At 73.1% G+C, this 26,998-nt stretch carries 22 protein-coding genes, 1 tRNA gene and 2 pseudogenes; 14 read left to right on the top strand and 11 right to left on the bottom strand.

The window, feature by feature from the left end:
• Positions 1 to 264 precede the first annotated feature (264 nt).
• Complete coding sequence (locus AOQ37_RS16900; RefSeq protein ID WP_062645357.1) at positions 265 to 1,134, top strand: helix-turn-helix domain-containing protein; 870 nt, start codon at positions 265 to 267, stop codon at positions 1,132 to 1,134.
• Between the two features lie 211 nt (positions 1,135 to 1,345).
• Entirely contained in the window at positions 1,346 to 1,537 is a 192-nt protein-coding gene (locus tag AOQ37_RS16895) for a DUF397 domain-containing protein (RefSeq protein ID WP_020131958.1), read from the top strand.
• A gap of 170 nt (positions 1,538 to 1,707) precedes the next feature.
• Here AOQ37_RS16895 and AOQ37_RS16890 read toward each other — a convergent pair whose 3' ends face one another.
• From AOQ37_RS16890 to AOQ37_RS16880, 3 genes are all read right to left on the bottom strand, one after another.
• Positions 1,708 to 2,583 (bottom strand): MerR family transcriptional regulator, encoded by an 876-nt coding sequence (locus tag AOQ37_RS16890; protein ID WP_062645356.1) that lies wholly within the window; start codon positions 2,581 to 2,583, stop codon positions 1,708 to 1,710.
• 116 nt (positions 2,584 to 2,699) lie between these two features.
• Entirely contained in the window at positions 2,700 to 3,203 is a 504-nt protein-coding gene (locus AOQ37_RS16885; protein WP_062645355.1) for a glutathione peroxidase, read from the bottom strand.
• A 10-nt stretch (positions 3,204 to 3,213) separates the two neighbouring features.
• On the bottom strand, positions 3,214 to 4,245 hold the full coding sequence (locus AOQ37_RS16880; protein WP_062645585.1) for an ArsR/SmtB family transcription factor: 1,032 nt from the start codon (positions 4,243 to 4,245) through the stop codon (positions 3,214 to 3,216).
• Positions 4,246 to 4,562: 317 nt separating this feature from the next.
• Here AOQ37_RS16880 and AOQ37_RS16875 point away from each other — a divergent pair, with 317 nt between their 5' ends.
• Positions 4,563 to 5,798 carry an MFS transporter gene (locus AOQ37_RS16875; RefSeq protein ID WP_062645354.1) on the top strand — a complete coding sequence of 412 codons (1,236 nt, stop codon included), beginning with the start codon at positions 4,563 to 4,565 and terminating at the stop codon, positions 5,796 to 5,798.
• Positions 5,799 to 5,963: 165 nt separating this feature from the next.
• Here the strand turns inward: AOQ37_RS16875 and AOQ37_RS16870 are convergent, their stop codons facing one another.
• Both AOQ37_RS16870 and AOQ37_RS16865 read right to left on the bottom strand, forming a co-directional pair.
• Positions 5,964 to 6,398, bottom strand: coding sequence for a MarR family winged helix-turn-helix transcriptional regulator (locus tag AOQ37_RS16870; protein ID WP_062645353.1), 435 nt, complete (start codon positions 6,396 to 6,398; stop codon positions 5,964 to 5,966).
• A 125-nt stretch (positions 6,399 to 6,523) separates the two neighbouring features.
• The gene (locus tag AOQ37_RS16865; protein ID WP_062645352.1) at positions 6,524 to 7,069 is read right to left on the bottom strand and encodes a DUF4396 domain-containing protein; all 546 of its coding nucleotides are present in this window, start codon (positions 7,067 to 7,069) and stop codon (positions 6,524 to 6,526) included.
• A gap of 147 nt (positions 7,070 to 7,216) precedes the next feature.
• On the opposite strand from AOQ37_RS16865, the gene AOQ37_RS16860 reads away from it, so the two are divergent.
• The 3 genes and pseudogenes from AOQ37_RS16860 (at position 7,217) to AOQ37_RS16855 (ending at position 9,329) form a co-directional block, all read left to right on the top strand.
• Positions 7,217 to 7,690 carry a BlaI/MecI/CopY family transcriptional regulator gene (locus AOQ37_RS16860; protein ID WP_062645351.1) on the top strand — a complete coding sequence of 158 codons (474 nt, stop codon included), beginning with the start codon at positions 7,217 to 7,219 and terminating at the stop codon, positions 7,688 to 7,690.
• 36 nt (positions 7,691 to 7,726) lie between these two features.
• Positions 7,727 to 7,822, top strand: a pseudogene (locus AOQ37_RS40450) (M56 family peptidase); the annotation flags it as partial.
• Positions 7,823 to 8,276: 454 nt separating this feature from the next.
• A complete protein-coding gene (locus AOQ37_RS16855) occupies positions 8,277 to 9,329 on the top strand; it encodes an acyltransferase family protein (RefSeq protein ID WP_062645350.1) in 1,053 nt (350 codons plus the stop codon).
• A 6-nt stretch (positions 9,330 to 9,335) separates the two neighbouring features.
• On the opposite strand, the gene AOQ37_RS16850 is transcribed toward AOQ37_RS16855, so the two are convergent.
• Both AOQ37_RS16850 and AOQ37_RS16845 read right to left on the bottom strand, forming a co-directional pair.
• Positions 9,336 to 11,714, bottom strand: a complete 2,379-nt coding sequence (locus AOQ37_RS16850; RefSeq protein ID WP_062645349.1) for an ABC transporter permease — start codon at positions 11,712 to 11,714, stop codon at positions 9,336 to 9,338.
• On the bottom strand, positions 11,711 to 12,397 hold the full coding sequence (locus tag AOQ37_RS16845) for an ABC transporter ATP-binding protein (RefSeq protein WP_234436935.1): 687 nt from the start codon (positions 12,395 to 12,397) through the stop codon (positions 11,711 to 11,713). The genes AOQ37_RS16850 and AOQ37_RS16845 overlap by 4 nt, the downstream gene beginning before the upstream one ends.
• 241 nt (positions 12,398 to 12,638) lie before the next feature.
• On the opposite strand from AOQ37_RS16845, the gene AOQ37_RS16840 reads away from it, so the two are divergent.
• The 5 genes from AOQ37_RS16840 (at position 12,639) to chvE (ending at position 19,025) form a co-directional block, all read left to right on the top strand.
• Positions 12,639 to 14,030: a sensor histidine kinase gene (locus tag AOQ37_RS16840; RefSeq protein WP_062645347.1), complete on the top strand. Its 1,392-nt coding sequence runs from the start codon at positions 12,639 to 12,641 to the stop codon at positions 14,028 to 14,030.
• A complete protein-coding gene (locus AOQ37_RS16835) occupies positions 14,027 to 14,728 on the top strand; it encodes a response regulator (protein ID WP_062645346.1) in 702 nt (233 codons plus the stop codon). The genes AOQ37_RS16840 and AOQ37_RS16835 overlap by 4 nt, the downstream gene beginning before the upstream one ends.
• 218 nt (positions 14,729 to 14,946) lie before the next feature.
• The gene (locus AOQ37_RS16830; protein ID WP_062645345.1) at positions 14,947 to 16,146 is read left to right on the top strand and encodes an NAD(P)/FAD-dependent oxidoreductase; all 1,200 of its coding nucleotides are present in this window, start codon (positions 14,947 to 14,949) and stop codon (positions 16,144 to 16,146) included.
• A gap of 106 nt (positions 16,147 to 16,252) precedes the next feature.
• Positions 16,253 to 17,149, top strand: a complete 897-nt coding sequence (locus AOQ37_RS16825; RefSeq protein WP_062645344.1) for an RNA polymerase sigma-70 factor — start codon at positions 16,253 to 16,255, stop codon at positions 17,147 to 17,149.
• Between the two features lie 778 nt (positions 17,150 to 17,927).
• Entirely contained in the window at positions 17,928 to 19,025 is a 1,098-nt protein-coding gene (chvE, locus tag AOQ37_RS16820) for a multiple monosaccharide ABC transporter substrate-binding protein (RefSeq protein WP_062645343.1), read from the top strand.
• Positions 19,026 to 19,148: 123 nt separating this feature from the next.
• Here chvE and AOQ37_RS16815 read toward each other — a convergent pair whose 3' ends face one another.
• Positions 19,149 to 20,843, bottom strand: coding sequence for a dolichyl-phosphate-mannose--protein mannosyltransferase (locus tag AOQ37_RS16815; RefSeq protein WP_199825043.1), 1,695 nt, complete (start codon positions 20,841 to 20,843; stop codon positions 19,149 to 19,151).
• A 477-nt stretch (positions 20,844 to 21,320) separates the two neighbouring features.
• Between AOQ37_RS16815 and AOQ37_RS16810 the strand changes: the two genes are divergently transcribed.
• Complete coding sequence (locus AOQ37_RS16810) at positions 21,321 to 22,343, top strand: N-acetylmuramoyl-L-alanine amidase (RefSeq protein WP_062645342.1); 1,023 nt, start codon at positions 21,321 to 21,323, stop codon at positions 22,341 to 22,343.
• A gap of 215 nt (positions 22,344 to 22,558) precedes the next feature.
• Complete coding sequence (locus AOQ37_RS16805) at positions 22,559 to 23,575, top strand: DNA-directed RNA polymerase subunit alpha (protein WP_062645341.1); 1,017 nt, start codon at positions 22,559 to 22,561, stop codon at positions 23,573 to 23,575.
• 184 nt (positions 23,576 to 23,759) lie between these two features.
• Here AOQ37_RS16805 and AOQ37_RS41320 read toward each other — a convergent pair.
• Positions 23,760 to 24,285: pseudogene (locus AOQ37_RS41320) on the bottom strand (phosphorothioated DNA-binding restriction endonuclease family protein); the annotation flags it as partial.
• Positions 24,286 to 24,525: 240 nt separating this feature from the next.
• On the opposite strand from AOQ37_RS41320, the gene AOQ37_RS16795 reads away from it, so the two are divergent.
• Positions 24,526 to 24,966, top strand: coding sequence for a VOC family protein (locus AOQ37_RS16795; RefSeq protein ID WP_062645339.1), 441 nt, complete (start codon positions 24,526 to 24,528; stop codon positions 24,964 to 24,966).
• Positions 24,967 to 25,070: 104 nt separating this feature from the next.
• Here the strand turns inward: AOQ37_RS16795 and AOQ37_RS16790 are convergent.
• Both AOQ37_RS16790 and AOQ37_RS16785 read right to left on the bottom strand, forming a co-directional pair.
• Positions 25,071 to 25,146, bottom strand: a tRNA-Arg gene (locus tag AOQ37_RS16790).
• 62 nt (positions 25,147 to 25,208) lie between these two features.
• Entirely contained in the window at positions 25,209 to 26,714 is a 1,506-nt protein-coding gene (locus tag AOQ37_RS16785; RefSeq protein WP_234436921.1) for an IclR family transcriptional regulator domain-containing protein, read from the bottom strand.
• Between the last annotated feature and the right edge of the window lie 284 nt (positions 26,715 to 26,998).

Here is a 26,998-nt window from a genome sequence, read left to right as displayed (position 1 = left end):
GGCGAACAGCAGGAGGCAAGACCGCAGGGCCAGTTGTACCCGTGGGACCCAGGACCCGTCCGGGAGCCGCAGCGGCCGCGCGGGGTGGTGGGACGCATCGATCCGCCGCCCCGCGCGGACGCATGTCGGGGACCGACCCGAACTGGCGTGTACCCGCCGCATATCCACCGTTTTCCAGCGGTAGAAAGCGCCTTGGTGGCAGTCTGCTCAACAGCAGATACGCAAAGTGTCAGTGAGAGACACGCAGCCGGAGGTGCACGTCCCGTGGCGTCCAATGTCAATCCCACCGTCAGGCGACGCCGGCTGGGCCAGGAGCTGCGCCGGCTCCGTGAGCTCAAGGGCATGACGGCCGAAGAGGTCGCCGAGCGCCTGCTGGTGTCCCAGTCGAAGATCAGCCGGCTGGAGAACGGCCGGCGCAGTATCAGCCAGCGTGACGTCCGGGACCTGTGCGGGGTGTACGAGGTCGAGGACCAGCGGATGGTCGACTCGCTGATGGAGATGGCCAAGGACTCCCGCCAGCAGGGCTGGTGGCACGCCTTCGGCGATGTCCCGTACAGCGTCTACATCGGCCTCGAGACGGACGCGGCGAGCCTGCGCGTGTACGACCCGCAGGTCGTGCCCGGGCTGCTCCAGACCCGCCAGTACGCCGAGGCGCTGATCTCGGGCGCGCTGCCGGAGGCCCCGCCGGCGGACATCGAGAAGCGGATCCAGGTGCGCCTGCGCCGACAGGAACGTATTTCCACGGCCGACAACCCGTTGCGTCTGTGGGCGGTCCTCGACGAGGCGGCGCTGCGCCGGCAGGTCGGCAACCGGCAGGTGATGATCGAGCAGTTGGACTACCTGCTGGAGATGTCCCAGCTGCCGCACGTGACCGTGCAGTTGATCCCGTTCACCATGGGCGCGCACCCGGGGGTGAGCGGCCAGTACGCGATCCTCGAGTTCCCGGACGCCGCCGACTCCAGCGTGGTCTACATCGAGGGAGTCACCAGCGACCTGTACCTGGAGAAGCCGCAGGACGTGCAGAAGTACAGCGTGATGTACGAGCACCTGCGGGCTCAGGCCCTGAACGCAGACCAGACACGGGAGTTCATCGCGAAGGTGGCGAAGGACTACGCCCGAGAGGTCGCTTCATGAAGTGCCGCAAGGTACACCTTCGGCCGGACCGGAGGGAAGTCCCTATGGAATATGCCATCCGGACGGGTGAATAGTCGCTCCGTATCACGATGTTGGCGAGTAGCGTCGATCACGCCATCGAGCAACAACGGTGGCGCAAACCATGCCGTGCAGACGGAGAACTGCGCACGGCGTGGTGACAGCAACTCAGCAACTGACTACCGGAGCGAACATGGCAATCCAGCAGGGCGCCGCGAACGAGTGGGTCAAGTCCTCCTACTCCCAGGGCAACGGCGCATGCGTCGAGATCAAGTCCCCCCTCCGTGCGGCCATGGCCGTCCGTGACTCCAAGGTCACCGAGGGCCCGACCCTGGCCTTCCCCGCCGACGCGTGGAACACCTTCGTGGCATCGGTCAAGGCCTGAGGGGACGACCCCCTGAGACAGCCGCACAGCACGACCGGTTTCACCAGCTTCACCAGCACGACCCAAGAGCCCCCTCGACCAGCTCGCCGTCCTTGCCGAGGGGGCTCGGCGCATCCCCGGCGCGGGCCCGCCGACCGCCCTGGCCGCACGCGCGGGGCGCGTGGGGCGCGCTAGGCCTGCCGGCCCCGCTTCACCGGGAACGCCACGTCACACACCGGATCCTCGGCCCCCGCCGCCTCCCAGTCGGCGAAGTAGATCTCCCGGCAGGGCCCGTCGTAGTCCCAGCCCTCGCGTTCCATCCACGCCTCCACCGCCTCGAACGCGGCGATGATCTGCGGATGCGCCACCTGCGCCTTGGTGATCCTCGTGTACGCCAACCGCAGGGCAGGCTCCACCCGCGCCCGGAACTGCCGGCCCCGCGCGGCGGCCGCCCAGGCCCGGGCCCCGGCCTCGTCGGCGACCGGCACACAGGACTCGACCGGGCCGTCGCTCTCCATGGACACCGCGGAGTGGTAGACGACGTACGGCGGCCCGACGATCCCCCCGCACTCCCCGGCCGCCTCCTCCAGCCGCCCCAGCGAGGCGGGGATCCACACGGGCAGCTCGTCCGCGAGCGTGTGCCGTGTCTCGGTGATGATCACCTGCTCGGGCACCTCGACCAACCGGACCTCGAACTTCTCGTACATCTCGGAGCTCCTCCCCGACAGCCGTGCACGGAGGTAGTCGGCGAGGGTGCGCTGGGCCGCGAAGCGGGCCTCGACATCGCCCCAGTAGGCGGCGAGCAACTCCGCGGACGCGGTCCCGTCGGCGGTCTCCACCACCTCGGCGATCCGCGCGAGCGGCATGTCCAGCTGGCGCAGCATGGCCACCAGCCGGGCCCGTTCCACCTGGCCCGCCCGGTAGTAGCGGTAACCACTGACCTCGTCGATGTGCGCCGGGGCGAGCAGCCCGAGCCGGTCGTACAGCCGCAGCGCCTTGGCCGAGAGCCGGGCCCGTGCGGCGAACGCGCCGATCGTGAGCAGCGTGCCGTCATCCCCGGTGTCCACCGCGCACCCCCGTCGTCCTCCGTCGCCGGACGGCCTTCGCGCCCGGCGACGAGGAGGCTCCGCCCTGCCCCAGGGGCAAGGTCAAGGCAGCCGACCGCGAGGCGGCCGGCGCGAGGTCAGGCCAGCTGGCCCTCGATGGCCGCGACGACCTCGGCGGCCTCGGGCTCGGTCTGCGGGGAGAAGCGGGCGACGACGGACCCGTCCCGCCCGATCAGGAACTTCTCGAAGTTCCAGCGGATGTCGCCGTCGTGGCCCTCGGCGTCCGCGAACCCGACGAGCCGCTCGTACAGCGGGTGCCGCTCCGCGCCGTTGACCTCGACCTTCTCGGTCAGCGGGAAGGACACGCCGTAGGTGGCCGAGCAGAACTCGGCGATCTCCTCGGCGGTGCCGGGCTCCTGCCCGAGGAACTGGTTGCAGGGCACGCCGAGCACGGTGAAGCCCTGGTCGGCGTACCGCTCCTGGAGCTTCTCCAAGCCCGTGTACTGCGGGGTCAGCCCGCACTTGGAGGCCACGTTCACCACCAGCACGGCCTTGCCCGCGTACTGCGAGAGCTCCGCGGAACCGCCCTTGAGGGCATCGATCGAGACGTCGAGGGGAGAGGCACCGGCATCAGTAGTCATGCCCCGGATGCTAGCCCCGGGCGGTGAACGGACCCCTTCCGGGGCCGTCCCCCGCTTCCGTGCCGCCGGACAGGCCCTGCCCGGCGGCTGCCCTGGCCAGGACCTCGCCCGCCGCGGTCCGCGAGTACAGCACCGACCGCCCGGCGCGCCGCCGCTCCACCAGCCCCGCGTCCAGCAGCACCCGCAGATGGCGGCCGACCGAGCCGAGGCCCTGGCCGGTCAGGGCGACCAGCTGGGTGGTGCTCAGGGGGCCGGCGAGCAGGACGAGCACCGCGGCCCGGCCGGTCCCCAGCAGGGCCCCCAGCGCGGCCGGCACGGCACGGGCCCGGTGATCCTCGGTGAGCGCCCCCGTGCAGGGATAGACGACGGCGTACCGCTCCCGCTCGTCCCACGACACCCACCCCGTCTTCGGGGTGACCGGCACGAACACCAGCTCGGCGCCCGAGATCTCGCGGGGCGGATACTCGTGCAGATTGACCTGGAACCGGCTCTCGCCGAGCCACCGCGTCCCCGGCCGCAGCGAGTCCAGCACGGCGGCCCAGCCTCCCCGGCTGACCTGCGCGGTCCGCGCGACGACATCGGCCTCCAGCACGCGCCGCCGCCGCTCCCAGTACGGCCGTACGCCCGCCTCCCACACGTACTCCAGCAGCCCGGCCGCCCGCTCCGGCAGATCGTCCCTGTCCAGGGCGGCGGGGAGCGGGCCGGCCAGGGACATCCGCAGATGGGCGCGGGCCGCCGCCGGGTCGGCCGACCGCACCCGGGCCACGCCCTCCTCGAAGCTCTCGCCGTCCCTCGGCGTGGGCGTGAGGAAGTCGGCCACCCAGCTCCGCCCCAGCCCGGCCCGCACCAGCAGCGCGGTCACCGGGTCGGCCGCCAGTGCGGCGCGGTAGCCCGGGAGCCGGTCGCGCAGCCAGTCGTGCTCGCCGGGATGCGCGCCCACGCCCGCGTGCAGCAGCTTCAGGCTCGCGAAGGTCTCGGCGAGCGGCGAGAGCACGAAGCGGCTGCGCGCCAGGGTGTCCGCGTTCACCTGCCACCAGCCCATGTCCCGCACCCCCGTATCCCGTGCTCGCAATGCCCGGCGTACCCGCAATGCCCGGCGTACCCGCAGTGCCCGGCGTGCCCGCAGTACTCGGCGTGCCCGCCGTGCCCGCGGCGCCTGCCGGTGACCACCTGCGTGCGCCCGTGTCCGTACGTCCTGCCCGTACGTCCTGCCCGTACGTCCTGCCCGTACGTCCTGCCCGTACGTCGGGCGCCCGTACGTCAGCCCTGCACGTCCTGCCTGTACGTCATGCCCGCACGTCGTTTCGCGGTCCCGCGAAACAATAACCACCCCTCCTGGGGTCGTCGCAGACTCCGCGCATGACCGGCCACAGCTACCGTCAGCTCTTCCGCACACCCGAGTTCACGCCCCTCTTCCTCTCCGCCGCCGCGTCGACCGCCGCCGGCACGGTGAGCGGGCTCGCCCTCGGCACCCTCGTCTACCGGGCCACCGACTCCCCGCTGCTGTCCGCGGTGAGCATGTTCGGTCCGTCGCTCGCGCAGGTGCTGGGCGCGACCTTCTTCCTGTCGGGCGCCGACCGGCTGCCCCCGAGGTCGGCGCTGACCGGCCTCTCCCTCGCCTTCGCCGCCGCGACGGCCGTCCTGGCGCTGCCCGGACTGCCGGTGTGGGGTGTCTTCGCGGTCGTACTCCTCCTGGGGCTGATCGCCTCGCTCGGCGGGGGCGTCCGCTGGGGCCTGCTGAACGAGATCCTCACCAAGGACGGCTATCTGCCCGGGCGATCGCTCTTCAACATGCTGAGCGGGCTGATGCAGATCGTCGGATTCGCCACCGGCGGCGCCCTGGTGACCGCGTTCTCGCCGCGCCCGGTCCTGCTGCTAGCCGCGCTGTTCCACACGACCGCCGCCGTGGTCACCCGCCTCGGCCTGAGCGACCGTCCACCGAGGGCCGCCGGCCGACCCTCGGTCGCGGCGACCCGGCGCGCCAACGCCGTCCTGTGGTCCTCCCGCCCCCGCCGGCTGACCTATCTGGGCCTGTGGCTCCCCAACGGACTGGTCGTCGGCTGCGAGGCGCTCTTCGTGTCCTACGACCCCGACGCGGCGGGCACGTTGTTCGCGTGCGGCGCGCTGGGGATGCTGGCCGGGGACGTGACCGTGGGCCGTCTCGTCCCGCCCGCCCTGCGGCCCCGCCTGGCCACCCCCCTCCTGCTGCTCCTGGCCGCCCCCTACGCCTTCTTCGCGCTGCGCCCCGCCCTCCCGCTCGCCGCGGCCTGCGCCACCCTCGCCTCCGTCGGGTTCGGCGCGAGCCTGGTCCAGCAGGAGCGGCTGATGGCCCTCACCCCGCCCGAACTCAGCGGCCACGCGCTGGGGTTGCACTCGGCCGGCATGCTCACCATGCAGGGCCTGAGCGCGGCGCTGGCCGGTGCGCTGGCCCAACTCACCTCACCCGCCACGGCGATGACGGCGATGGCGCTCACATCGATCGCGGTGACCCTCGCGTTGAAGGCCGCCGCACGAGCCGACACCGCACGATCCGACACCGCACGAGCCGGCGCGGAACGCGAGACGAAGGACGAGTCCGGCCGGGTGGGGACGTGAGGAGGCGACGGCGTGAGGTGCGAGGGGGTGAGGCGCGAGGGCTGAACGGTGCTGACGCGGATTGGCCGCGGGGGCCGTGCCCCGGGGGCGGGAGCGGTCAGGTGCCGGACGTGGTCAGGGGCCGTACGTGGTCAAGTGCCGGGCGGGGCAGGCGTCTTTTGGGGGTCAGGCGTCGGGGTCGGTGAAGACCTCGGGGACCTTGTTGTCGACGACGACGCGTGCGAGCAGCGCGGCGAGCCGGTCACGTTCGCTCGTGTTCAGCCCCGCGGGCAGGTTCCCGAGGCGGCGGCACGTCTCGTCGTAGAAGCCGTGCGCGAGCCGGTCGCCCTCCTCGGTGAGTCCGACCCGGACGGCCCGCCCGTCCCGCGGATCGGGCTCGCGCCGGACCAGTCCGCGCCGGACCGTCCGGTCCACCAGCCCCGTCAGGCTCGACTTGCCGAGCCCGAGCGTCTCGCCGAGTTCGCTCATGCCGTACGGCTGCGTCATCAGCACGCACAGCAGTTGGCCCTGTTGCGGCGTGAGGCCGTGGGCGCGGCTCGACTCGGCGTACACGGCGTTCACGAGGAACGCCGACCGCACCAACGCGGCCACGACCGCCATCTGCCCACCTGCGGTTTTCCCCATGGGGGGACAGACTAGCGGCGGGCGCGGGAGGGCCGGTCCCCCGGACGGACGAGGTGTCAGGTCGGCCTCGGGCGGCGTGGCCCGGGCGGTTGCCGGGAGCGTCAGGCGTGCTGGGAGTGGGCGACGGCATGACCCTTGCCGCGTCCGATCATCCACTTGTTCACGGGCGTGGTGATCAGGAACGCGATCACGAAGCCGCCCAGGAGGGCCGCCCAGAACAGCCCGTCCGACAACTGGGCCTCCATCGCGCCCGGGGTGAGGGCGACGACGGCGTTGTCGACCAGTTCCATCACGGCGATCGACACGGTGTCGGCGGCCAGCGCCACCTTGATCGCCGTGCGCAGGCCCAGGCCGGCCCGGCGCAGCGCGAAGAGCGTGAAGGAGTAGCCGAACAGGAACGCGAGAACGATCGCGACGACCATGGTCGGCACGTTGCCCCAGCCGAGGGCGGTGCCGATGACCATCCCGAGGATCTCACCGACGGCGCATCCGGTCAGGCAGTGCAGCGTCGCCCGCGTCGCCGTCGCCCAGGAGGCGCCCCCGTGCCCCGCCGGGGAGGCGTCACCGTGGTGCGGGCCGTGGTGACGGTCGTCGTGCCCGTCATGGTGCCGGTGGTGGTGCTGGTCGTGGTGCTGGTCGTGGTCCATGACTCCTGTATACCCCCCAGGGGTATATAGGGCAAGGGTCCGTCCGGGCGGTGAGGGACGGTGAGGGCCGACGACGGGCGGGTGCGTCGGGCGGCGTCTATACGATGTCCGACCGGGAAACGGACGGCGGCGGAGAGGAGACGGGGCGTGACGGATCACCGGCAGCGTCCCCGGCGGCGGGGACAGGGCGAGCTGGAGGCGCTGGTCCTGTCGGCGCTGCGGGAGGCGGACGGTCCGGCCACCGCCGGGTGGGTGCAGGAACGCCTGGGCGGCGGTCTCGCCTACACCACGGTGATCACGATCCTCACCCGGCTGCTCGCCAAGGGCGCGGTCACCCGCGAGCGCGGCGGGCGGTCGTTCGCGTGGCTGCCCGTGTCGGACGAGGCGGGTCTCGCCGCCCACCGCATGCGCAGGGTGCTGGACGCCGAGCGGGACCGCGAGGCCGTGCTGGCCAGCTTCGTCACCGGCCTCGGCCCGGACGACGAACGGCTGCTGCGCGAACTCCTGGGACAGCGCCGCGACGAGGACGCGGACCCGGAGGCAGAGGCAGACGCGGACGCAGACGCGGACGCGGAGGCGGCGCCGGAGACGGGCGTGGACCCGGACGTACGGGAAGGCTGACGTCCCATGGGGGTCTTCGTCTTCCTGCCGCTGGTGTGGGGCGCCGCCGCGGGTACCGCCGTGTCGGCGATGTCGTCGGCGAACTCGGCCGTCACCCTGCTGTTCATCCTGCACGCCGCGACGCACCTGTGACCCCTGCGACGTTCCCCGCCGCGCCCCGGAGGTTTACCCGGACGCGAGACGGTTAGCAGGGCCCGGGTAATGGTGTCGGGGCTTTCCCCACCCCGCGGATGGCGGGGCGGGGAGCACGGGTCGTGCGAGGTGTTCTGTTCTGTCCGGGTTGCGCCAGGAAGGCAGCGGGCAGGCCACCCTGCCCGCGAACGGCACCGAGCCGACACAGACCGCGCCGGCACAGGCCGAGCCGATATCGGCCCTGCCCCCACGGGCCGAGCCCCCACCGGCCCGGCCGACACGGGCCGAGCCCCCACCGGCCCGGCCGACACGGGCCGAGCCCCCACCGGCCCGGCCGACACGGGCCGAGCCCCCACCGGCCCGGCCGACACCGGGCGAGCCCCCACCGGCCCGGCCGACACCGGGCGAGCCCCCGGCGGCCCGGTGGGCAGCGGACGCGCCGCCGCCACGGGCCGTGCCGCAGGCCGCGCCACGGGCCGTGCCGGCGGACAAGCGGGACGCCTTCTTCGACAACGCCAAGTACCTGGCGATCCTGCTGGTCGCCGTGGGCCACGCCTGGGAACCGCTGCGCGAGGGCAGCCGCACGGTCACCGCGTTCTACACGCTCGTGTACGCGTTCCACATGCCGGCGTTCATCGTCGTCTCCGGCCACTTCACCCGTGGCTTCGACGGCGGCCCGCGGCGCGTCAAGCGCCTGCTCACCGGTGTGGCCGTGCCCTATGTGGTCTTCGAGGTGGCGTACACCCTGTTCACCAGGTGGACCGACGACGCGCCGGAGCGCGACATCAGCCTGCTGGACCCCCTCTACCTGACCTGGTTCCTGGCCGCCCTGTTCATCTGGCGGCTGACCGCGCCGGTCTGGCGGCTCGTGCGGTGGCCGTTGCCGCTGGCGCTGGCCGTCGCGATGCTCGCGACCCTGTCGTCCGCCATCGGCACGGACCTCGCCCTCCAGCGGGTCCTCCAGTTCCTGCCCTACTTCGTGCTGGGCCTGCTGCTCGAGCCGGAGCACTTCCGCCTGGTGCGCCGCCGCGCGGTGCGCGTCGCGGCGGTGCCGGTCCTCGCGGCCGCCCTGGCCGTGGCGTACTGGGCGGCCCCCCGGGGCGTCTACCCCTGGTTCTTCCACGACGACAGCGCCGTCCGGCTGGGGGCGCCCGCCTGGTACGGGCCCCTGATGACCCTGGCCACCTTCGGTTGCTCCGTCCTCCTGGTGGCCTGCTTCCTGGCCTGGGTGCCGGGCCGCCGCACCTGGTTCACCGCCCTGGGCGCGGCCACCCTCTACGGCTATCTCCTGCACGGCTTCGTCAAGCAGGCGGCCGGCCCCGCCCACCTCTACGACCACCCCTGGATCCACCGGCCGCTCGGCGCCCTCGCCGTCACCCTCGTCGCCGCCCTGACCGTCACCCTGCTGTGCACGTCCCCCGTCCGGCGGGTCTTCCGGTGGGTGGTGGAGCCGAGGGCGGAGTGGGCGTTCCGGCGGAGCGGCGAGGGCGGGCGAGCGGCGGCGTAGGCGCGGTCACTCGGTGCGCAGGGCGGTGGCGGTGGTCGTCCTGGCGGCCCAGCCGGCCGGCAGCAGGGCGCCCGCCACCGCGATGACCAGCCCGCCCAGGGCCAGCAGGGCCAGCACGGGCGGCTCGTAGACGGCGATGTGCGCGGAGGGCAGGGGCATGCCGACGGCGTCGCCCATGTGCGGGGTGACGTAGTGGTGCAGGGCCACACCGATCGGGACCGCCAGCGCGCCGGCCGGCAGGCCGATCGCGGCGACCGAGGTGACGACCATCGTCAGGGTCTGGCGGGGGGCCATGCCCAGGGCCTTGAGGACCCCGAGGTCGTGGACCCGGTCGCGGGTGTCGAGGACGACCGTGTTGAGCACGCCCAGCCCGGCGACCACGACGAGCATCAGGGTGAGCGTCCCGATCAGCGCGTCCATGGCGGCGATCACGCTCGAGTCGTCGGAGCTGTCGGCCCGGGCGACCGCGCCGAGCGGATCGAGCCGGTCGTTGAGCGCGGTCAGGTAGCGCGTCAGATCCGTGCCCCTTTCCGTCTCCACGACGTACTGGCCCGGCGTCGCGTCGAGTCCGAGCGCGCCGAGGGTCGAGACCGGGGTGAGGAGTGCCATGCCCTCGCCCTCCGTGAAGAACGCCTCGCCGACGATCCGGACCGGAACCCGCCGCCCCCGCTCGGTCAGCGTCACCGTGTCGCCGACCTCGATCCCGGCGGCCTTCAGGAAGCGGGCGGTGACCACGGCCTGGCCCGGCCCGTCCAGCCAGTCGCCCGAGACCATCGGGGGGCCGGCCCACGAGGCGTCGCCCTGGTACGCCACCACGGTGGTGGCACCGGTGATGCCGGACGCGCTCACCTCCGCCTGGGTCGTGCCGTAGAACCGGCCGGTCCCCTGCTGGGCGCGGAGCGCGGCGGCGACCTCGGCCGGATCGGCCTTGGGCTTCTCGGGCCCGCCCACGTGGACCGCCTGCGCGCCGGGCGGCGCCTGTCCGCCGCCCGTCCCGACGACCACCGAGCCGCCCGAGTCGAGCATGCGGCCCGACTGGACGGCCCCGAGCGTGAGGGCGAGCCCGACCCCGAAGGTGACGGCGACGGCGCCGAAGACCACCGCGGCGGCCGTCGTCGCCGAACGCGCCGGGCGGGCGAAGGGGCCCGCCAGCCCGAGGCCGACCGCCCGGGGCACCGCCAGCCGCCCGGTGAGCCGCCGTACCAGGCGCCCCCGGGAGGTGCCGGGCGTACGTCCGGCGGTGATCGCGGCCACGGTCCGCAGCCGTCCGGCGCGCAGCGCGGGCACCAGAGCCGCGCAGGCGACCAGGACGAGGGCGGTGGCGGGCACGACCACGTCGATCCAGAGGGGGATCGACGCCGACGGACCCTGGAAGGCGTCGCCGACCTCGGCGAGCACGGGCACGGCCAGCAGATTGCCGACGACCAGCCCCAGGGCGCAGCCGACGGCCGAGGGGACCAGCGCCTGTCCGACGTAGGCCCGTACGACCTGCGCGGGGGTGAAGCCGAGGGACTTCAGGATGCCGATCCGCCGGGTCGCCGCCCCCACCGCGCCGCTCACGACGATGCCGATGACCAGCACCGACAGGAGCAGCCCGAGGACCCCGAACGCGGCCAGGAACGGTACGAACGCCATCGCGTTGGCCGTCGCCTCCTCTTTGACGGCCAGATAGGACTCGGCACCGTTCAACGCGCCCTTCGGCACCACCGCGGCGATCGCGGCCCGGCCGGCGGTCACCTGTGCGTCCGTCTCCGCGTGGGCGAAGCGGTAGAGCATCTCGTACGCGGGGGTGTCGCCCGGCGCCGCCAGCGTCCCGGCCCGCGCGGGAGTCACCCAGGCGTCCGCGGTGCCGGTCACCGAGCGGGCGACGCCGACCACGGTCAGCGCGGGGCTGCCCGGCGCGCCGGGGAACGTCAGCCGCGTGCCCGGTTCGACGGGCAGCACGTCGTCGGCCACCACGATCTGGCCGGGGCCGCTGAGCCAGCTGCCGGAGACGAGGTCGACCCGGTCGACACCGCCCGCGTCCGCCCGGCCGACGACGGTCATCGACGGCAGATCGACGCCTTCCGGGACGAGGTCCGACGACGAGGCGGTACGCGCGCGTGTCTCGACGCTCCGGAACGGTCCGGCCGCGTCGGTGACGCCTGAGGCGTGGGCGGTCGCCCTCAGCTGCGCGGCCGTCACCTTCGTGCCGTCGAACCGCGCGGTCAGATGGGCGCCGTGCTGCTGGGCGAAGGCGTGGTCGAAGGGGGCCCGGGACGCGACGAGCAGCCCGGCGGCGAGCACCGACGCGGTGACCGCCATGAGCGTCGTCATGATCATCACGGTGGTCTGCACCCGCCGCCGCCCGACCCCGGCCCGCACCACCCGGCCGAGGGCGCTCACCGGCCGACCGCCGTCGCGCTCTCGGCGCTCCTGGTGTTCCGGACGACCCGGCCGTCGACCAGCTCCACGGTCCGGGTCGCACAGGACGCGGCGAGGCTCAGATCATGCGTGACCAGGACGATCGTCTGCCCCGACGCGTTGAGTTCGGCGAGCAGGTGCCGCACGTCCGCGCCGGAGGCGGTGTCCAGCGCGCCGGTGGGCTCGTCGGCCAGTAGCAGGGCCGGACGGTTCATCAGGGCCCGGGCGACCGCGACCCGCTGCCGCTCCCCGCCGGACAGCCTGCCGGGGTAGGCGTCCGCGTGCCGGTCGATGCGCAGGTCGCGCAGCAGCCCGGCGGCCCGCGCGCGGGCCGCGGCCCGGGGCATCCCCGCCAACTGGGCGGGCAGCAGCACGTTGTCGGTGACCGTCAGATCGTCCAGCAGGTTGAAGAACTGGAAGACCATGCCGACCTTCGTGCGCCGGTAGCGCGCCGAGCCCGCCTCGTCCAACTGGTCCACCCGCAGCCCGTCCACCGTCACGGTGCCTTCGCTCGGCCGGTCGAGTCCCGCGATCAGGTTGAGCAGCGTGGACTTGCCGCTGCCGGACGGCCCGAGAACGGCGAGCGCCTCCCCGGGGGCCACGCTCAGCGTCACGCCGGCGAGGGCGGGCGGCCCCTCCCCGTACGTCCTGCTCACAGCCCGCATGTCGATGACGGGCGCGGTCGCTGCCACGGTGCCTCCAGGATCGGCGGTAGTCGGTTCGCTCCGAAGCTAGGGGCGGACCCCGGTCCGGGGCGTCGGCTGCGACGCCGATCCCCGCTGCCGCTGCGGGATGACCCGCAGGGCATGTCATCCCTGCGATGTACACGGCGGATGTAGGGCGCCCGCGCCGCCGTCCGCAGCGGGACGGATGTGGGCGGGGCCGGCGGGTTGCCACACTGTGCGCATGGGCGGGGCGGGCGGGACGGTGCGGGCGCGGATCGTGCAGCGGTGGCGGACGGGGGCCGCGGCCCTGCTGCGCAGCAGCCCGCTGCCCAGCCCGTCCCGGTGGATGTGGGCGGCCGACGCGATCCTCGCCTTCGTCCTCGCCGCCTTCACGGTGGGCGCCGCCTACCGGCGGGGCGACGGCGTCGTGCCGGTGCCGCCGGGGCTCGTGCCGGTGCCACCGCGGGTGCCCGTGCCCGGCGTCCCGCCGCTCGGTCCGTTCCCGGACGGGGCGGTGGACGTGGTGCGGCTCGCCGACGCCGTCCAGCCCTGGCAGCTGCTGCTGGCCGCCCTGACCGCGCTGCCCCTGGTGGTACGCCGCAGGTTCCCGCTGTCCGCGTTCTGGGCGGTGATCGTCGCGAGCCTGCTGTTCAACCGGTATCCGAGCGGCGGCGACGCGACCCTGTACACCTTCCTGTCCTGCGTGGTCGCCGCCTACAGCGCGGCCGTGTACAGCCCGTACCGGGCGCGGGCCCTGGTCGGCCTGGTGGTCGGCGCCGCGCTGGTGGCCGTGCTGCGCGACGAGAACTTCCCGTCGTTCGCTCCCGGTCTCGTGCCGTTCCTCGCGCTGCTCGGGGTGGGGCTCGGGGCCAACGCGATGCACACCTGGAAGCAGCGGCTGACCGCTCTCGAGGAGGAGCACGAGGCCGCCACACTGCTGGCCGTCGACCGCGAGCGGGCCCGCATCGCGCGCGAACTGCACGATGTCGTCACCCACAATGTGAGCGTGATGGTGATCCAGGCGGGCGCGGCCCGCAAGGTGATGGACACCGCGCCCGACCGGGCCCGCCAGGCGCTGCTGGCGGTCGAGGCGGGCGGGCGCACGGCGATGGCCGAACTGCGGCACGTCATGGGCCTGCTCACCATGACCACCGACGAGGACGACGGGGACGACGCGGGCGAGGGCGCCGAGCGCGCCAGGAGCGCCCGCGACCACGCCGCCGGGGCCGGTCTGGCGCCGCAGCCGGGCCTCGCCCAGGTGCCCGCGCTCACCGACCGGGTCCGTGAGAGCGGCGTGCCCGTCGAGCTGACCGTCACCGGCACCCCGGCCCCGCTCGCCGCCGGCGCCGAGCTGGCCGCGTACCGGGTGGTGCAGGAGGCGCTGACCAACACCGTCCGGCACGCCGTCGGCAGCCGGGTGCGGGTCGTCATCGAACACGTCCCCGGCGCGGTGCGCATCGAAGTGTCCGACACGGGCGGCACGTCCGCGGCATCGGATGTGCCCGGCGGCGGCCGCGGACTGACCGGCCTGCGCGAGCGCCTCGCCGTCTACGGCGCCACCCTCCACGCGGGCGAGCGCCCCACCGGCGGTTTCGAGGTCCGCGCCGTCATCCCCGTGGAGGAGCTCGCGTGACCGGGGAGCGGCCACCGCGCGTGGTGATCGCCGACGATCAGCAGCTGGTCCGCACGGGCTTCGGCATGATCCTGGCGGCGGACGGCATCGAGGTCGTCGCCGAGGCCTCGGACGGCGACCAGGCCGTCGACGCGGTCCGCCGCACCCGCCCCGACCTCGTCCTCATGGACATCCGGATGCCCGGGACCGACGGCCTGGAGGCCACCCGGCGGATCCTCTCCGGCGCAGTGCCCCCCGACCCGCCCCGCGTCATCATGCTGACCACCTTCGACCTCGACCGTTATGTGTACGCGGCCCTCACCGCGGGGGCGAGCGGTTTCCTCCTCAAGGACGTCACCCCCGAGCACCTGGTCGCCGCCGTCCGGCTCGCCCGCACCGGTGACGCGCTGCTCTCACCGGCGATCACCCGACGCCTGGTCGAACGCTTCGTCGCCCGGGAGACGGCGGCCGGCGCCGCCCTGCACCGCGATCTGACGGTGCTCACCCCGCGCGAACTCGAGGTCCTGCGCGCGCTCGGCACCGGTCTGAGCAACGCCGAGCTCGCCGCGCGCTTCCGGCTGAGCGAGGCCACCGTGAAGACCCATGTGGCCCGGATCCTCGCCAAGCTCCGCCTGCGGGACCGCGCCCAGGCGGTCGTCGTGGCCTACGAGACCGGCCTGATCACCCCGGGAACGGGCACCCCGGCGGCGGACCGCTAGAGCCTTCCCGGGCCGGACGGCGCACTCCCGGGCCTGCGGTCGCTCTCCCGGGCCCTCTGGTTCTGGTGCACTCCCGCGCCTCCGGGTGGTCTCCCGGCCTCCGGACGCCCTCCCGACGTGTCGTTTCCTCACAAACGGAGTGACCTGCCTCACATGCTGTCACAGGGATCGGCGGCGCGGTGTCTTGAGGCCGAACCACCGAACATGGAGGAGACGTCATGGCCGAGAACACCGAAGTCGTCGTGATCGGCGGCGGATACGCCGGCGTGATGGCGGCCAACCGCCTGACGCAGCGCGAGGACGTGACCGTGACGCTGGTCAACCCGCGCCGGACCTTCGTCGAGCGGATCCGCCTGCACCAGCTGGTGGGCGGGTCCGACGACGCGGTCGTCGACTACGCGAAGGTCCTGGCCGACCGCGTCCGGCTGACGGTCGACACCGTGACCAGGATCGACGCCGCCGGTCGCCAGGTGACGCTCGCGTCGGGCGGCACGCTCGGCTACGACTACCTGATCTACGCCGTGGGCAGCGGCAGCGCCGCCCCGCGGGTGCCCGGCGCCGCGGAGCACGCCCACCCGCTCGCCGCCCTGGAGGAGGCCGAGCGGCTGCGGCAGGTCCTGGCCGCCGCGCCGGTGTCGGCACCGGTGACGGTGGTCGGCGCCGGTCCGGCCGGCATCGAGACCGCCGCCGAGCTGGCGGAGACGGGCCGCACCGTCACCCTGGTCTGCGGCGGCGTGCTCGGCCCGTATCTGCACCCGCGGGGACGCCGTGCGGTCGCCCGGCGGCTGGCGGCGCTCGGGGTGACCGTGCTCGACGGCCCCGACACCCTGGTGACGGAGGTGACCCGCGAGGCGGTGCGGCTCGCCGACGGCCGTGAGCTGCCGAGCGAGGTGACCGTCTGGACCGCCGGGTTCGGTGTGCCGGACCTGGCCGCGCGCAGCGGGCTGAGCACCGACGCCCTGGGCCGCCTGCGCACCGACGAGACCCTGACCAGCGTGGACGACCCGCGCATCGTCGCGGCCGGGGACTCCGCGGCACCGTCGGACCTGCCGTTCCGGCAGGGCTGCCAGTCCGCGGTCCAGCTCGGTCCGCAGGCCACCGAGACGGTCCTCAGCCGGATCGCCGGTGAGCGGCCCGCGTCCATCGACGTGGGGTTCGCCGGCCAGTGCCTGAGTCTCGGACGGCGTTCCGGCGTCTTCCAGTTCGCCCGAAGGAACGACATCGCGGTCGCTTTCCACCTCGGCGGCCGGCTGGGCGGGAGGCTCAAGGAGTTCGTGTGCAGGAGCACCGTGTGGCAACTGGCGTACGAGGCGCGCAAGCCCGGCCTGCGCACCTGGTGGGTCAAGGACGCCAAGCGCGGGCAGCTGCTGCGCGCGCGGCACGGTGAGACCCCCGACACCGCCGACCGGGCGGCCTGACAGGGCGGGCGCGGCCGCCCGGGAGAGAATGGATCCCGGTGCGGACGCACGCCTGGGGGCCACCGGCAGCCAGGGCCGACCGTGAGGAAGAGGGAAAGGCCGAACCATGCGCGAGGACGCCGCCGATCCGGCGACGGACACGTTCGTCGCCCACCGCAACCTCCTCTTCACGGTCGCCTACGAGATGCTCGGCTCGGCGGCGGACGCCGAGGACGTCCTCCAGGAGACCTGGCTGCGCTGGGTCGACGTCGACCTCGACCGGGTCCGCGACCGGCGCGCCTACCTCGTGCGGATCACGACCCGCCAGGCCCTCAACCGGCTGCGCACCCTCACGCGCCGCAAGGAGGCCTACATCGGCCCCTGGCTGCCGGAGCCGCTGCTCACCGCCTCGGACGTGGCCCAGGACGTCGAACTCGCCGAGAGCGTGTCGATGGCGCTGATGCTCGTCCTGGAGACCCTGTCACCCACCGAACGCGCCGTCTTCGTCCTGCGCGAGGCCTTCGACGTCGGCTACGACGAGATCGCGGCCGCCGTCGACAAGAGCCCCGCCGCCGTCCGCCAGATCGCCCACCGCGCCCGCAAGCACGTCGACGCCCGCCGCCCCCGCGAGGTGGTCTCCGCGCGCGAGACCCGGGCCGTACTGGAGTCGTTCCGGCACGCGCTCGACACCGGGGACCTCCAGAGCCTCCTCGACGTGCTCGCGCCCGAGGTCGTCATGCTCAACGACGGCGGCGGCGTCAAACAGGCCGCGCGACGGCCCGTCGTCGGCGCCGACAAGGTGGCCCGCTTCATCCTCGCCACCGCGGGCAGGAACCAGGCCGTCCTCACCGGCCACCCCACCCTGGTCAACGGCAGCCCGGCGCTCCTCATGCGGTTCGACGGCGAGAACGACGGCGTCATGGCGATCCGCGTCGAGGACGGCCGCATCACCGGCCTCTACTACGTCCGCAACCCCGAGAAGCTGACCCGGGTCACCGTCGAGACCCCGCTCACGCTGCGCTGACCGACGGGCCCGGCGGTGTCCGCCCTGCCCCGTCTTGGTCGGCGTTGCCCTGACCTGCACCGGAGAAGAAAGCGATCTCCACCACTTTCCGGAACCGTTTCTGTTCGGAGCGTTGACACCCCGTACGCCCCCTCTTATTGTCACGCCACCATTCCGACCACGTGACGATATTTCGAACGCCTGAAAGGCAAGTGCCCTGCGCGCCACCGACATCAGTGCATACGTGGCAGGCGCGCCCCGGCGCGGCCCGGCGTACGCACCGGTACGCCCCGGGGGCTCGCCCACCGGCGTCGGAAAGCCCCACTTACCCGGCCGTACCGCCGTCGTCGTCGTCACCGTCCCACCGGACGCCGAGGCGCTCCCGCGCCGGCCCGCGCCACGCGCGGGGCGATCCGATCGTCAGTCAGTTCCACGTGATCCCCCGCCTGTTCACCGCCCATGAACAGCTGCGCCGGGCCCCCGAAGGCCTCGCGGGCACCCGCCGATCCAAGAGATCGCCGAGCGGTTCCGCGCCGCGGGACGTACCGCTCCACCGCGATCCCGGCCGGTACCCGCGCCCCGACCCCCCACCACCGCCCCGACCCCCCACCGCACGGCGCCTCCTGAGGGAACGTGACCCGCCCCCTCGTCGCGACCGCGCTCAGGCGGACACGGCGCCTCCCACCCCCGGAATCGCCCGATCCCGCCCGCCGGCTGTCCGGCTCGCTCCACCGGTTTCCCCACAGCCCCTTGCCACGCCCAGTCCTCTCAACGACGAGAAGAACGAGGAACGATCCCCATGCGCAACCGAAGAGCCGCCCTCGCCGCCACCGCCGGAGCCGTCTCTCTCACCCTCACGCTGTCCGCCTGCGGCAACACCATCGGGGGCAGCTCCGAGGGCAGCTCCGAGGGCGGCACCATCGGCATCGCCATGCCGACCCAGGCCTCCGAGCGCTGGCTCACCGACGGCAAGAGCGTCGTCGACGACCTGAAGGCCGACGGCTACCGGACCAAGCTGGTGTACGGCGAGGACAGCCCGAAGACGCAGGTCGCGCAGATCGAGGGCCTGATCGAGCAGGGCGTCGACGCGCTGATCATCGCGGCCATCGACAACAAGTCGCTGAACGGCGTGCTCCAGAAGGCCGCCGACGCGGACATCCCGGTGATCTCCTACGACCGGCTCATCCTCGGGACCGACAACGTCGACTACTACGTGTCCTTCGACAACGAGCAGGTGGGCCGGTTCCAGGCCCGTTACATCATCGACAAGCTCGGTCTGGAGGACGGCGCGGGCCCCTTCAACATCGAGCTGTTCGCCGGTTCACCCGACGACAACAACACCAAGTACTTCTTCGACGGCGCGATGCACCTCCTCCAGCCGTACCTGGACACCAAGCAGTTGGTGGTCAGGTCCGGCCAGACCGCGCTCAAGGACGTCACCACCCTGCGCTGGGACGGCCCCACCGCGAAGAAGCGCATGGACGGCATCCTCGGCGACGCGTACGGCAGCAAGAAGGTCGACGCCGTCCTGTCGCCCTACGACGGCATCTCCATCGGCGTCCTCGACGCGCTGAAGGCGGACGGCTACGGCTCCGGCGACAAACCCCTTCCGATCGTCACCGGGCAGGACGCCGAACTCGCCTCGGTGAAGTCGATCATCGCGGGTGAGCAGTCGCAGACCGTCTACAAGGATCTGCGTCAACTCGCCGGGGTCGCAGCCGAGATGGCCGACGACATACTCAACGGCAAGACGCCGAAGGTGAACAACAGAAGGGCCTACGACAACGGCGTCAAGGCCGTGCCCGCCTACCTGCTCCAGCCGACGACCGTCGACAAGAGCAACTACGAGTACGTCCTGGTCGCGGGCGGCTACTACACGGACGCCGAACTCAAGTAACCCCGGCCCGGGGCCCCGAGGCCGCTACGACCGTCACGGCCCCCACCTCCCGGCCGCTGCGACCGCCGAGCCCGTAGCGGCCGTAGCGGCCGCAGGGGGAGGGAGGGGGCAGCGGGACCGTCGCTAGATCCAGGTGTCGAGCCACATCCGCGCCCGCCAGTCGCCGACCGGGACGGCTCGGCCGGTGTACACGGGCCAGAAATAGATGAAGTTCCAGGCGATGAGCAGCACCAGCCCGCCCGCGACGACCGCGCCCGTCGCCCGGCGCCTGTCGTCCGACCCCGGCGGTCCCAGCAGCGCGCCCAGCGTCATCGCCACGGCCAGGCACAGGTACGGCACGAAGGCGACCGCGTAGAACGAGAAGATCGTGCGGTCCTGGTACAGGAACCAGGGCAGATAGCCGGCCGCCACCGCGCACAGGACGGCGCCGGCCCGCCAGTCCCGGCGCAGCGCCCACCGGAAGAGCAGATACACCAGCGCGCAGCACGCCGACCACCACAGCAGCGGCGTGCCGAGCGCGAGGACGGCCTGGGCACAGTCCGCCGTGGCGTCGCAGCCGTCCCGCCCGGCCTTCGGCGACCGGTAGTCGAAGAGCACCGGGCGGCCGAGCACCAGCCAGCTCCAGGGGTTCGACTCGTACCGGTGCCAGGTGTGGAGTCCCACGTTGAACCGGTAGACCCCGGACTCGTAGTGCCACAGGCTGCGGAGCGGGGCGGGTATCCACCCCCAGGTGCCGCCGCGGCCGTCCGCCCAGTGCCGTCCGTATCCGCCGTCGGAGCGGAACCAGCCGGTCCAGGCCAGCAGATAGGTCACGACGGCCACCGTTACGACGGACAGCACCGACGGACCGAGGTCCCTGCGCAGCACCGCCCGGTAGGGGCGCCCCGCCCCGGCCACGCGGCGGGAGCCGACGTCCCACAGCAGGGTGAGGGCCACGAGGAAGACGAGGAAGTACAGGCCGTTCCACTTGGTCGAGGCCGCCAGCCCCAGGAAGACGCCGGCCGCGAGCCGCCACGGACGCGGTCCGGTCCCGGTCCGTTCGCCGACGACCCGGTCGGGGCGCGCATGGCCGTCCCCGTCCACCGGGAGGGCCGCCGCGAGCCGGGCCCGCGCGTGGTCCCGGTCGAGCAGCAGACAGCCGAACGCGGCCAGCACGAAGAACATGACGACGAGGTCCAGCAGCGCGGAACGGCTCATCACCACGTGCAGACCGTCCAGCGCCATCAGCGCACCGGCCAGACAGCCCAGCGCCGTCGACCGGAACAGCCGACGCCCGATGCGGCACAGCATGAGCACCGACAGCGTGCCCAGGACGGCGGTCATGAAGCGCCAGCCGAACGGGGTGAGACCGAACATCCACTCGCCGAGGCCGATCACCCACTTCCCCGTCGGCGGGTGCGCCACGAACGCCCCGGTGTCGGAGAGCGGGATCACCTGAGGGTCCGCGAGGATCCCCGGGTCGGCGGTCCTGCGGTCCGGCCAGGTGCCCTCGTAGCCGAGCCGCAGCAGCGCCCAGGCGTCCTTGGCGTAGTAGGTCTCGTCGAAGACGAGGTCCCGCGGCTGCCCGAGCCGCCGGAACCGGATCGCCGCGGCCAGCGCGGTGACGAGCACCGGCCCCAGCCACTCCATCACCCTCGCGGCGCGGTACGCCCCGGCCGGACCGAGGCGCAGTAGCTCCCACCAGCGGGTCGCGGGCGCCGGAAACGGCGGAACCAGACGTTCCCTGACATCGGTCCGGGGCCGCACGGCATACCCGAACCGACGCAGCCGTCCCTGCCAGTCGCCCGTGGGCCTCGTCGGACGGCCGCCCTCCGCGATGTCCGCAACCTCCGGAGCGGGGGCCGGGGAGGAGGCCTGGGCGGAGGCACGGCCGGGGGCCCGGGCGGGGGCCGGAGCGGGGGCCTGGCCGGGGGCCGGAGCGGAGGCCTGGCCGGGAGGCTGGTCGGGGGAGCGCCGCACACTGCTACTCGTCACCGCACGACCCTAGACGCCGGTCCGCCCGAACGACCGCGCGGTGCACGCGAGATGAGGCGTCGGCGCACCCGTTCCGGGTCCCGAGGCGTCCGTTCCGGACAGGACGGCGCCCGAACGTCGAGGTCGGTCCGCCGCGGAGACCACGGACCGGAACGCGTCCGTCCGTCCGGCTATGAGCGGCGCCAGAACAGGGAACCCGGGAGTTCTCGCCACGCTGACTGTCCATCACCGCGCTCCGACCGGCCGGCAGCGATGTCCGACGGTGGCGAACCGACCGGCGGGGCAACAGGAAAGGCACGGCATCTCCGAAAGGAACCACCCATGGCAACTCCCCTGACCGCGAGCAGGGTTCTCGCCGCCCTCAGGGCGGAGGGCGTCAGCGTCGTCGAGGTCGGCAGCTGGCGCACCCACAACAGGGCGGGCCACGGCGCGTGGGGCCCGGTCGCCGGCGTGGTCGTCCACCACACCGTGACGTCCGGGACGGCCGCCTCCGTGGCGATCTGCCGCGACGGCTACGCCGGACTCCCCGGACCGCTGTGCCACGGCGTCATCGACAAGCGGGGCGTCGTGCACCTCGTCGGCTGGGGCCGCGCCAACCACGCGGGCAGCGGCGACGGCGACGTACTGAAAGCGGTCATCGCCGAGAAGGCGCTGCCCGCGCCGAACGAGAACGACACCGACGGCAACGCCCGTTTCTACGGCTTCGAGTGCGTCAACCTCGGCGACGGCAAGGACCCCTGGCCGGCGGTCCAGCTGGAGGCCATGGTCCGCGCCTCGGCCGCACTGTGCCGGGCGCACGGCTGGTCCGCCGCCTCCGTGATCGGCCACAAGGAGTGGACGAACACCAAGACGGACCCGCGCGGCTTCGGCATGGCCGACTTCCGCGCCCGGGTCGCCGCCCGACTGCGCAAGGCCCCCGGCACCGACACCCCGACCGTCCCGAGCCAGGAGGACACCGTGCCCAACCCCTCGATGCTGAACGAGTCGAACACCACCGACGTCGAACTGCCCTCCGGCGAGTGGGTCGGACTGGCGTTCACGGACCCGGTCGTCCACTCCGGGCCGCGCCTGCACAACACCCTGGTGCACGTCTCCCTCGAGGAGGAGGCCCCGGACGACGCGCTCGTCGAGGGCCGCTTCTACCTCACCGACACCTCGGGCAAGAACCCGTCGGCGTACCAGACGGTCACCCGCCACGGCGGCGGCGGCCACCAGTTCGCGCTGTCCGGCACCGTCCCGGCCGGAAAACACCTGCGGTTCCAGCTCCGGGTGCGGACGCCCGACGCCAGCCCGGTCACCCTCGTGCACCGCACCGCCACGGGCCCGTACTGGACCGCCGCCTGACCCCTTCCTCCGGCTGACGCGCCCACCGCGCGACTCCTCGCCGATCCTTGCCGGCAGGCCCCGGACCGTGATCGAACCGGGCCTGCCGCCGGGTCTCCGGGCCCTCCCGGCGAGGCGACGAGTGCCTGTGCGTCGGCCGGGGGCCGAACCGCCGTACCCTTCGTGGTAGCTACGGCGTCACATAGCGGGCGCCAAACCACTGGAGGCAATACCTCGTGCTGATCGCTCAGCGTCCGTCCCTGACCGAAGAAGTCGTCGACGAGTTCCGTTCCCGGTTCGTCATCGAGCCGCTGGAGCCGGGCTTCGGCTACACCCTCGGGAACTCACTCCGCCGGACCCTCCTGTCCTCGATCCCGGGTGCGGCGGTCACGTCCATCCGCGTCGACGGCATCCTGCACGAGTTCACGACCGTGCCGGGGGTCAAGGAGGACGTCACCGACCTGATCCTCAACATCAAGCAGCTGGTCGTGAGCAGCGAGCAGGACGAACCGGTCGTCATGTACCTGCGCAAGCAGGGGCCGGGTCTGGTCACCGCCGCCGACATCGCGCCCCCGGCCGGTGTCGAGGTGCACAACCCCGACCTCGTCCTCGCCACGCTCAACGGCAAGGGCAAGCTGGAGATGGAGCTGACCGTCGAGCGCGGTCGCGGCTACGTCTCCGCCGTGCAGAACAAGCAGCTCGGCCAGGAGATCGGCCGCATCCCGGTCGACTCGATCTACAGCCCCGTGCTGAAGGTCACCTACAAGGTCGAGGCGACCCGTGTCGAGCAGCGCACCGACTTCGACAAGCTGATCGTCGACGTCGAGACCAAGCAGGCGATGCGTCCGCGTGACGCCATGGCCTCCGCCGGCAAGACGCTGGTCGAGCTGTTCGGTCTCGCCCGCGAGCTGAACATCGACGCCGAGGGCATCGACATGGGGCCGTCCCCCACGGACGCCGCCCTCGCCGCCGACCTCGCGCTGCCGATCGAGGAGCTCGAGCTCACGGTTCGCTCGTACAACTGCCTCAAGCGTGAGGGCGTCCACTCGGTGGGTGAGCTCCTCGCGCGCTCCGAGGCCGACCTGCTGGACATCCGCAACTTCGGCGCGAAGTCCATCGACGAGGTCAAGGCGAAGCTGGCCGGCCTGGGCCTGGGCCTGAAGGACAGCCCGCCCGGATTCGACCCGACCGCCGCCGCCTTCGACGCGGACGACAACGCGGACATGGGTTTCGTGGAGACCGAACAGTACTGACCGACCCGTACTGAACCACTCCACCGGACCTCGGGGAGCCGGGCACCGGATCGACCGGCGACGAACACCGGCCGACCACACCCGGCCCCCCGAGGCCGCCCCGAAGCCGCCCCGGAGCCGTCCTCTCGACGGGCGGCCGCACGGCACGTCGGGTCCCGGACCGATGCCGCCCGGATGCTCGAACAGCGGTGGCCGGACGTGCGCCGCCGTGGAAGACCTGGCCGGTGTGCCGGTCGCGGTGGGCGGCCGCGACGGGCCGTGCCCCCGGCCGCGGGCCGACGAGCGGACGGCCGGCGAGCGCCGTGACGTGCTCGCGCGCGGCGGGGCTGTGACCGACGAACCGCTACGGGACGAGGACGCGGTGCCCGTCGTCGACGCCGAGGACCCCCTTGTCGAAGAGCTTGTGGTGCAGTGAGCACAGTGAGCACCGGCACAGCCCGTTCTCCCCGACGTCGGGCCGTCGAACGCCCACCAGCGCACATGCGCCGCTCCAGCCCGACCGGCACCGGTGGAACGGACAGGCGGGCGTCGTCCTGTTCGGCGGCCCGTACTCGGCAACAGCCGTGAAGGTCCTCCTCCACCACGCTGTACCGCAGCCCGCAGCCCGCAGCCCGCAGCCCGCGGCCCGCGTCCTCCTGGAACCGCCCGAGGGCATACAGGAGCAGCAGCGGCTTGTGCGGAGCACGCGCCCCGCTCCTGTGGCCCGTGATCGTAGTGACACGGCGGAGCGGGGCTGATGTGATCAGAGGAACCGAGACCCACCGGCTGGACCGATCCCGCCGGACATCCGGGGCGACCGCATGCCTCCGGAGTCCGGAATCCGTCGTCCGGAATCCGTCGTCCGTCGTCCGGAGTTCCGGTGCCCGCGGATGTCGAGAACGGGCCACCGGCTCCGTCCCAGGGACATCAGCGGCCACCACCGGCCGCGGGAGGAAGAAGGAGACACCAGCATGGCGATTCAGCGGATGGACAACGTCGGCATCGTCGTCGAGGACCTGGACGCCGCCATCGCGTTCTTCGTGGAACTCGGTCTGGAGCTCGAGGGCAGGGCGGAGGTCCAGGGCCGCGTCGCCGACCAGTGCACCGGACTCGACGGCGTCCACTGCGACATCGCGATGGTCCGCACCCCGGACGGTCACAGCCGGCTCGAGCTGGCGAGGTACCGCAGCCCCGCGGCGATCAGCGCCGGACAGCGCGATCAGCCCCACAACATCCTGGGCACGCACCGCGTGATGTACGCCGTCGACGACATCGAGGACACCGTCGCCCGCCTGCGCCCGCACGGCGCCGAACTCGTCGGCGAGATCGCCCGGTTCGAGGACAGCTACCTGCTCTGCTACCTCCGCGGCCCGGAGGGCATCATCATCGGCCTGGCCGAACAACTCCACTGAGCAGCAACAACCGCACCACGCAGCCGGACGCAAGCATGGTGCCCCTGGACGGGCGCACAGAAGGGGGTCACCTCCGGAAATCCGGAGGTGACCCCCTTCCGACCTGGTGCCCCCGGCAGGATTCGAACCTGCGACACCCGCTTTAGGAGAGCGGTGCTCTATCCCCTGAGCTACGAAGGCGGGACGTGGCCCTGTGGGTCACAGGCGTCAGCGTACCGGATTCGGGTTGGGGGGTGTGGGGGTCAGGTCAGGGGGACGTGGGTGAAGCGGGATGCTGTGTGGAGGTCTGTCTCGATGTGGGTCGCGGTGGCGCGGAGCGCCGGGAGGATGTCGTCGACGCACTGCTCGGCCGTGCGGCGGGCGACGTGGGTCGCCGCGTCGAGGGCGGCGATCACCCGGCCCTCCCGGTCGTGGATCGGGACCGCGATCGCGCGCACGCCCTGTTCCTGTTCCTCCTCGATGAGCGTGTAGGGCTCCGCGGCCGAGGGGTCGGTCAGCAGGAGGCGGCCCATGGCGGTGGACGGGGCCGGGAGCCGGGTGCCCACCGCGATGTCGACGCTCATGACGTGGGTCGCGGTCGCCCGGGCCGTGTACTGGATCTCGTCGCCCCGTTCGGTCAGGACCGCCAGGGACGTCGTCTCCTGGACGGCGTCCGTCAGCGCCGTCAGGTGCGGAGCCGCGATGCGGGGGAGGGACGTCCGGGAGAGGGGCGGGAAGCCGAGGGAGAGGACCTGGGGCGTGAGGGCGAACGCGCGGTGGGGGGTGGGGGTCACCAGGCCCAGGTGCTCGTAGGTGATCAGGGCGCGGCGGGCCGTCGCCCTCGCCAGGCCGGTCGCCTTCGCGATCTCCGTGAGGGTCAGCTCCGCCCTGCCCTCGTCGAACGCCGCCAGGACGGTCAGGCCCCGGGCCAGGGACTCGATGAACCCGCGGCCGAGTTCCTGCTTCGACGCGCCCGTCCAGGTCGCAAGGCCCGCGGGTGGCGGGCCCGGCTCGGGGCGCGGCGCCCGGCGCAGGTCCTCCTCCATCGCCGCCACGGCCAGCCGGAGGCGGGGCAGGAGCGTCTCGCGCAGGTCCGCCGACGTGTGCCGGCTCGTATGGCTGACGACGCTCGCCACGCACGCGATCCGGGCGGTGCGCGGATCCCGTACCGGGACGGAGACCGCGACGAGACCCGGTTCGATCAACTCGTCGTCCAGGGCGCAGCTCTCCTGCGCCGCGCGCGCGGTCCTGCGGGTGAACTCCTCGTCGCTCCACGCGTTCCCCGCGGGTGGCGGCGGCACCGTCGGGAAGTCGCGGTTCCGCGGGTCCCTCGTCCTGCGGGCGCGCCAGGACTGCCACTCCTCGTCCGTCCACTCCGTCGCGAACAGCGGGCCGGGCGCGGTGCGTTCGGCGGGGAGCAGGTCGCCGATGCGGAAGCTCAGGGACATCGCGCGGCGGCGGGTCGCCTGGTGGATGAAGCGGATGCCGTCGTGGTCGGCGACCGCCAGGGACACGGACTCGTCGAGTTCGTCGGCCAGGCGGTCCGCACGGGCCGACAGCAGCGCGGGCAGGCGCAGCGCGGCCAGGTAGGCGTTGCCCAGTTCCATGACCTGGGGGGTCAGGGTCGCGTCACGGCCGTCGAGACGGACGTATCCCATGCGGGTGAGGGTCGCGGTGATGCGGTCCACCGTGGAACGGGCGAGGCCGGTGGAGCGTTCCAGTCCGCTCAGGCTCGTCGTGCCGCCCGCCTCGGTCAGCCGCCGCAACACGGCGACCCCGCGGATCAGCGGCGAGACCGCCTCCGCCGGCGCCTGCCCAGACTCCGGCGCCTGCCCTGACTCCGGCGCCTGCCCTGACTCCGGCGCCTGCTCTGGCTGCGACGCTTGCCCTGACTCCGGCGCTTGCCCTGACTCCGGCGCTTGCCCTGACTCCGGCGCCTGCCCAGACTCCGGCGCCTGTTCTGGCTCCGGCGTCTGCCCTGGCTCCGGCGCTTGCCCCGTCTGCCGCGCCGGCTCTGGCTCCGGGGGCGGGGCCGGGCTGGATGCGGTCGTCT

This window comes from Streptomyces maremycinicus, from assembly GCF_001184025.1.
Classification (GTDB): Bacteria; Actinomycetota; Actinomycetes; order Streptomycetales; family Streptomycetaceae; genus Streptomyces; species Streptomyces maremycinicus.
The sequence above is the reverse complement of the archived record's forward strand: the minus strand, read 5'-3'. Positions and strand labels throughout refer to the sequence as shown.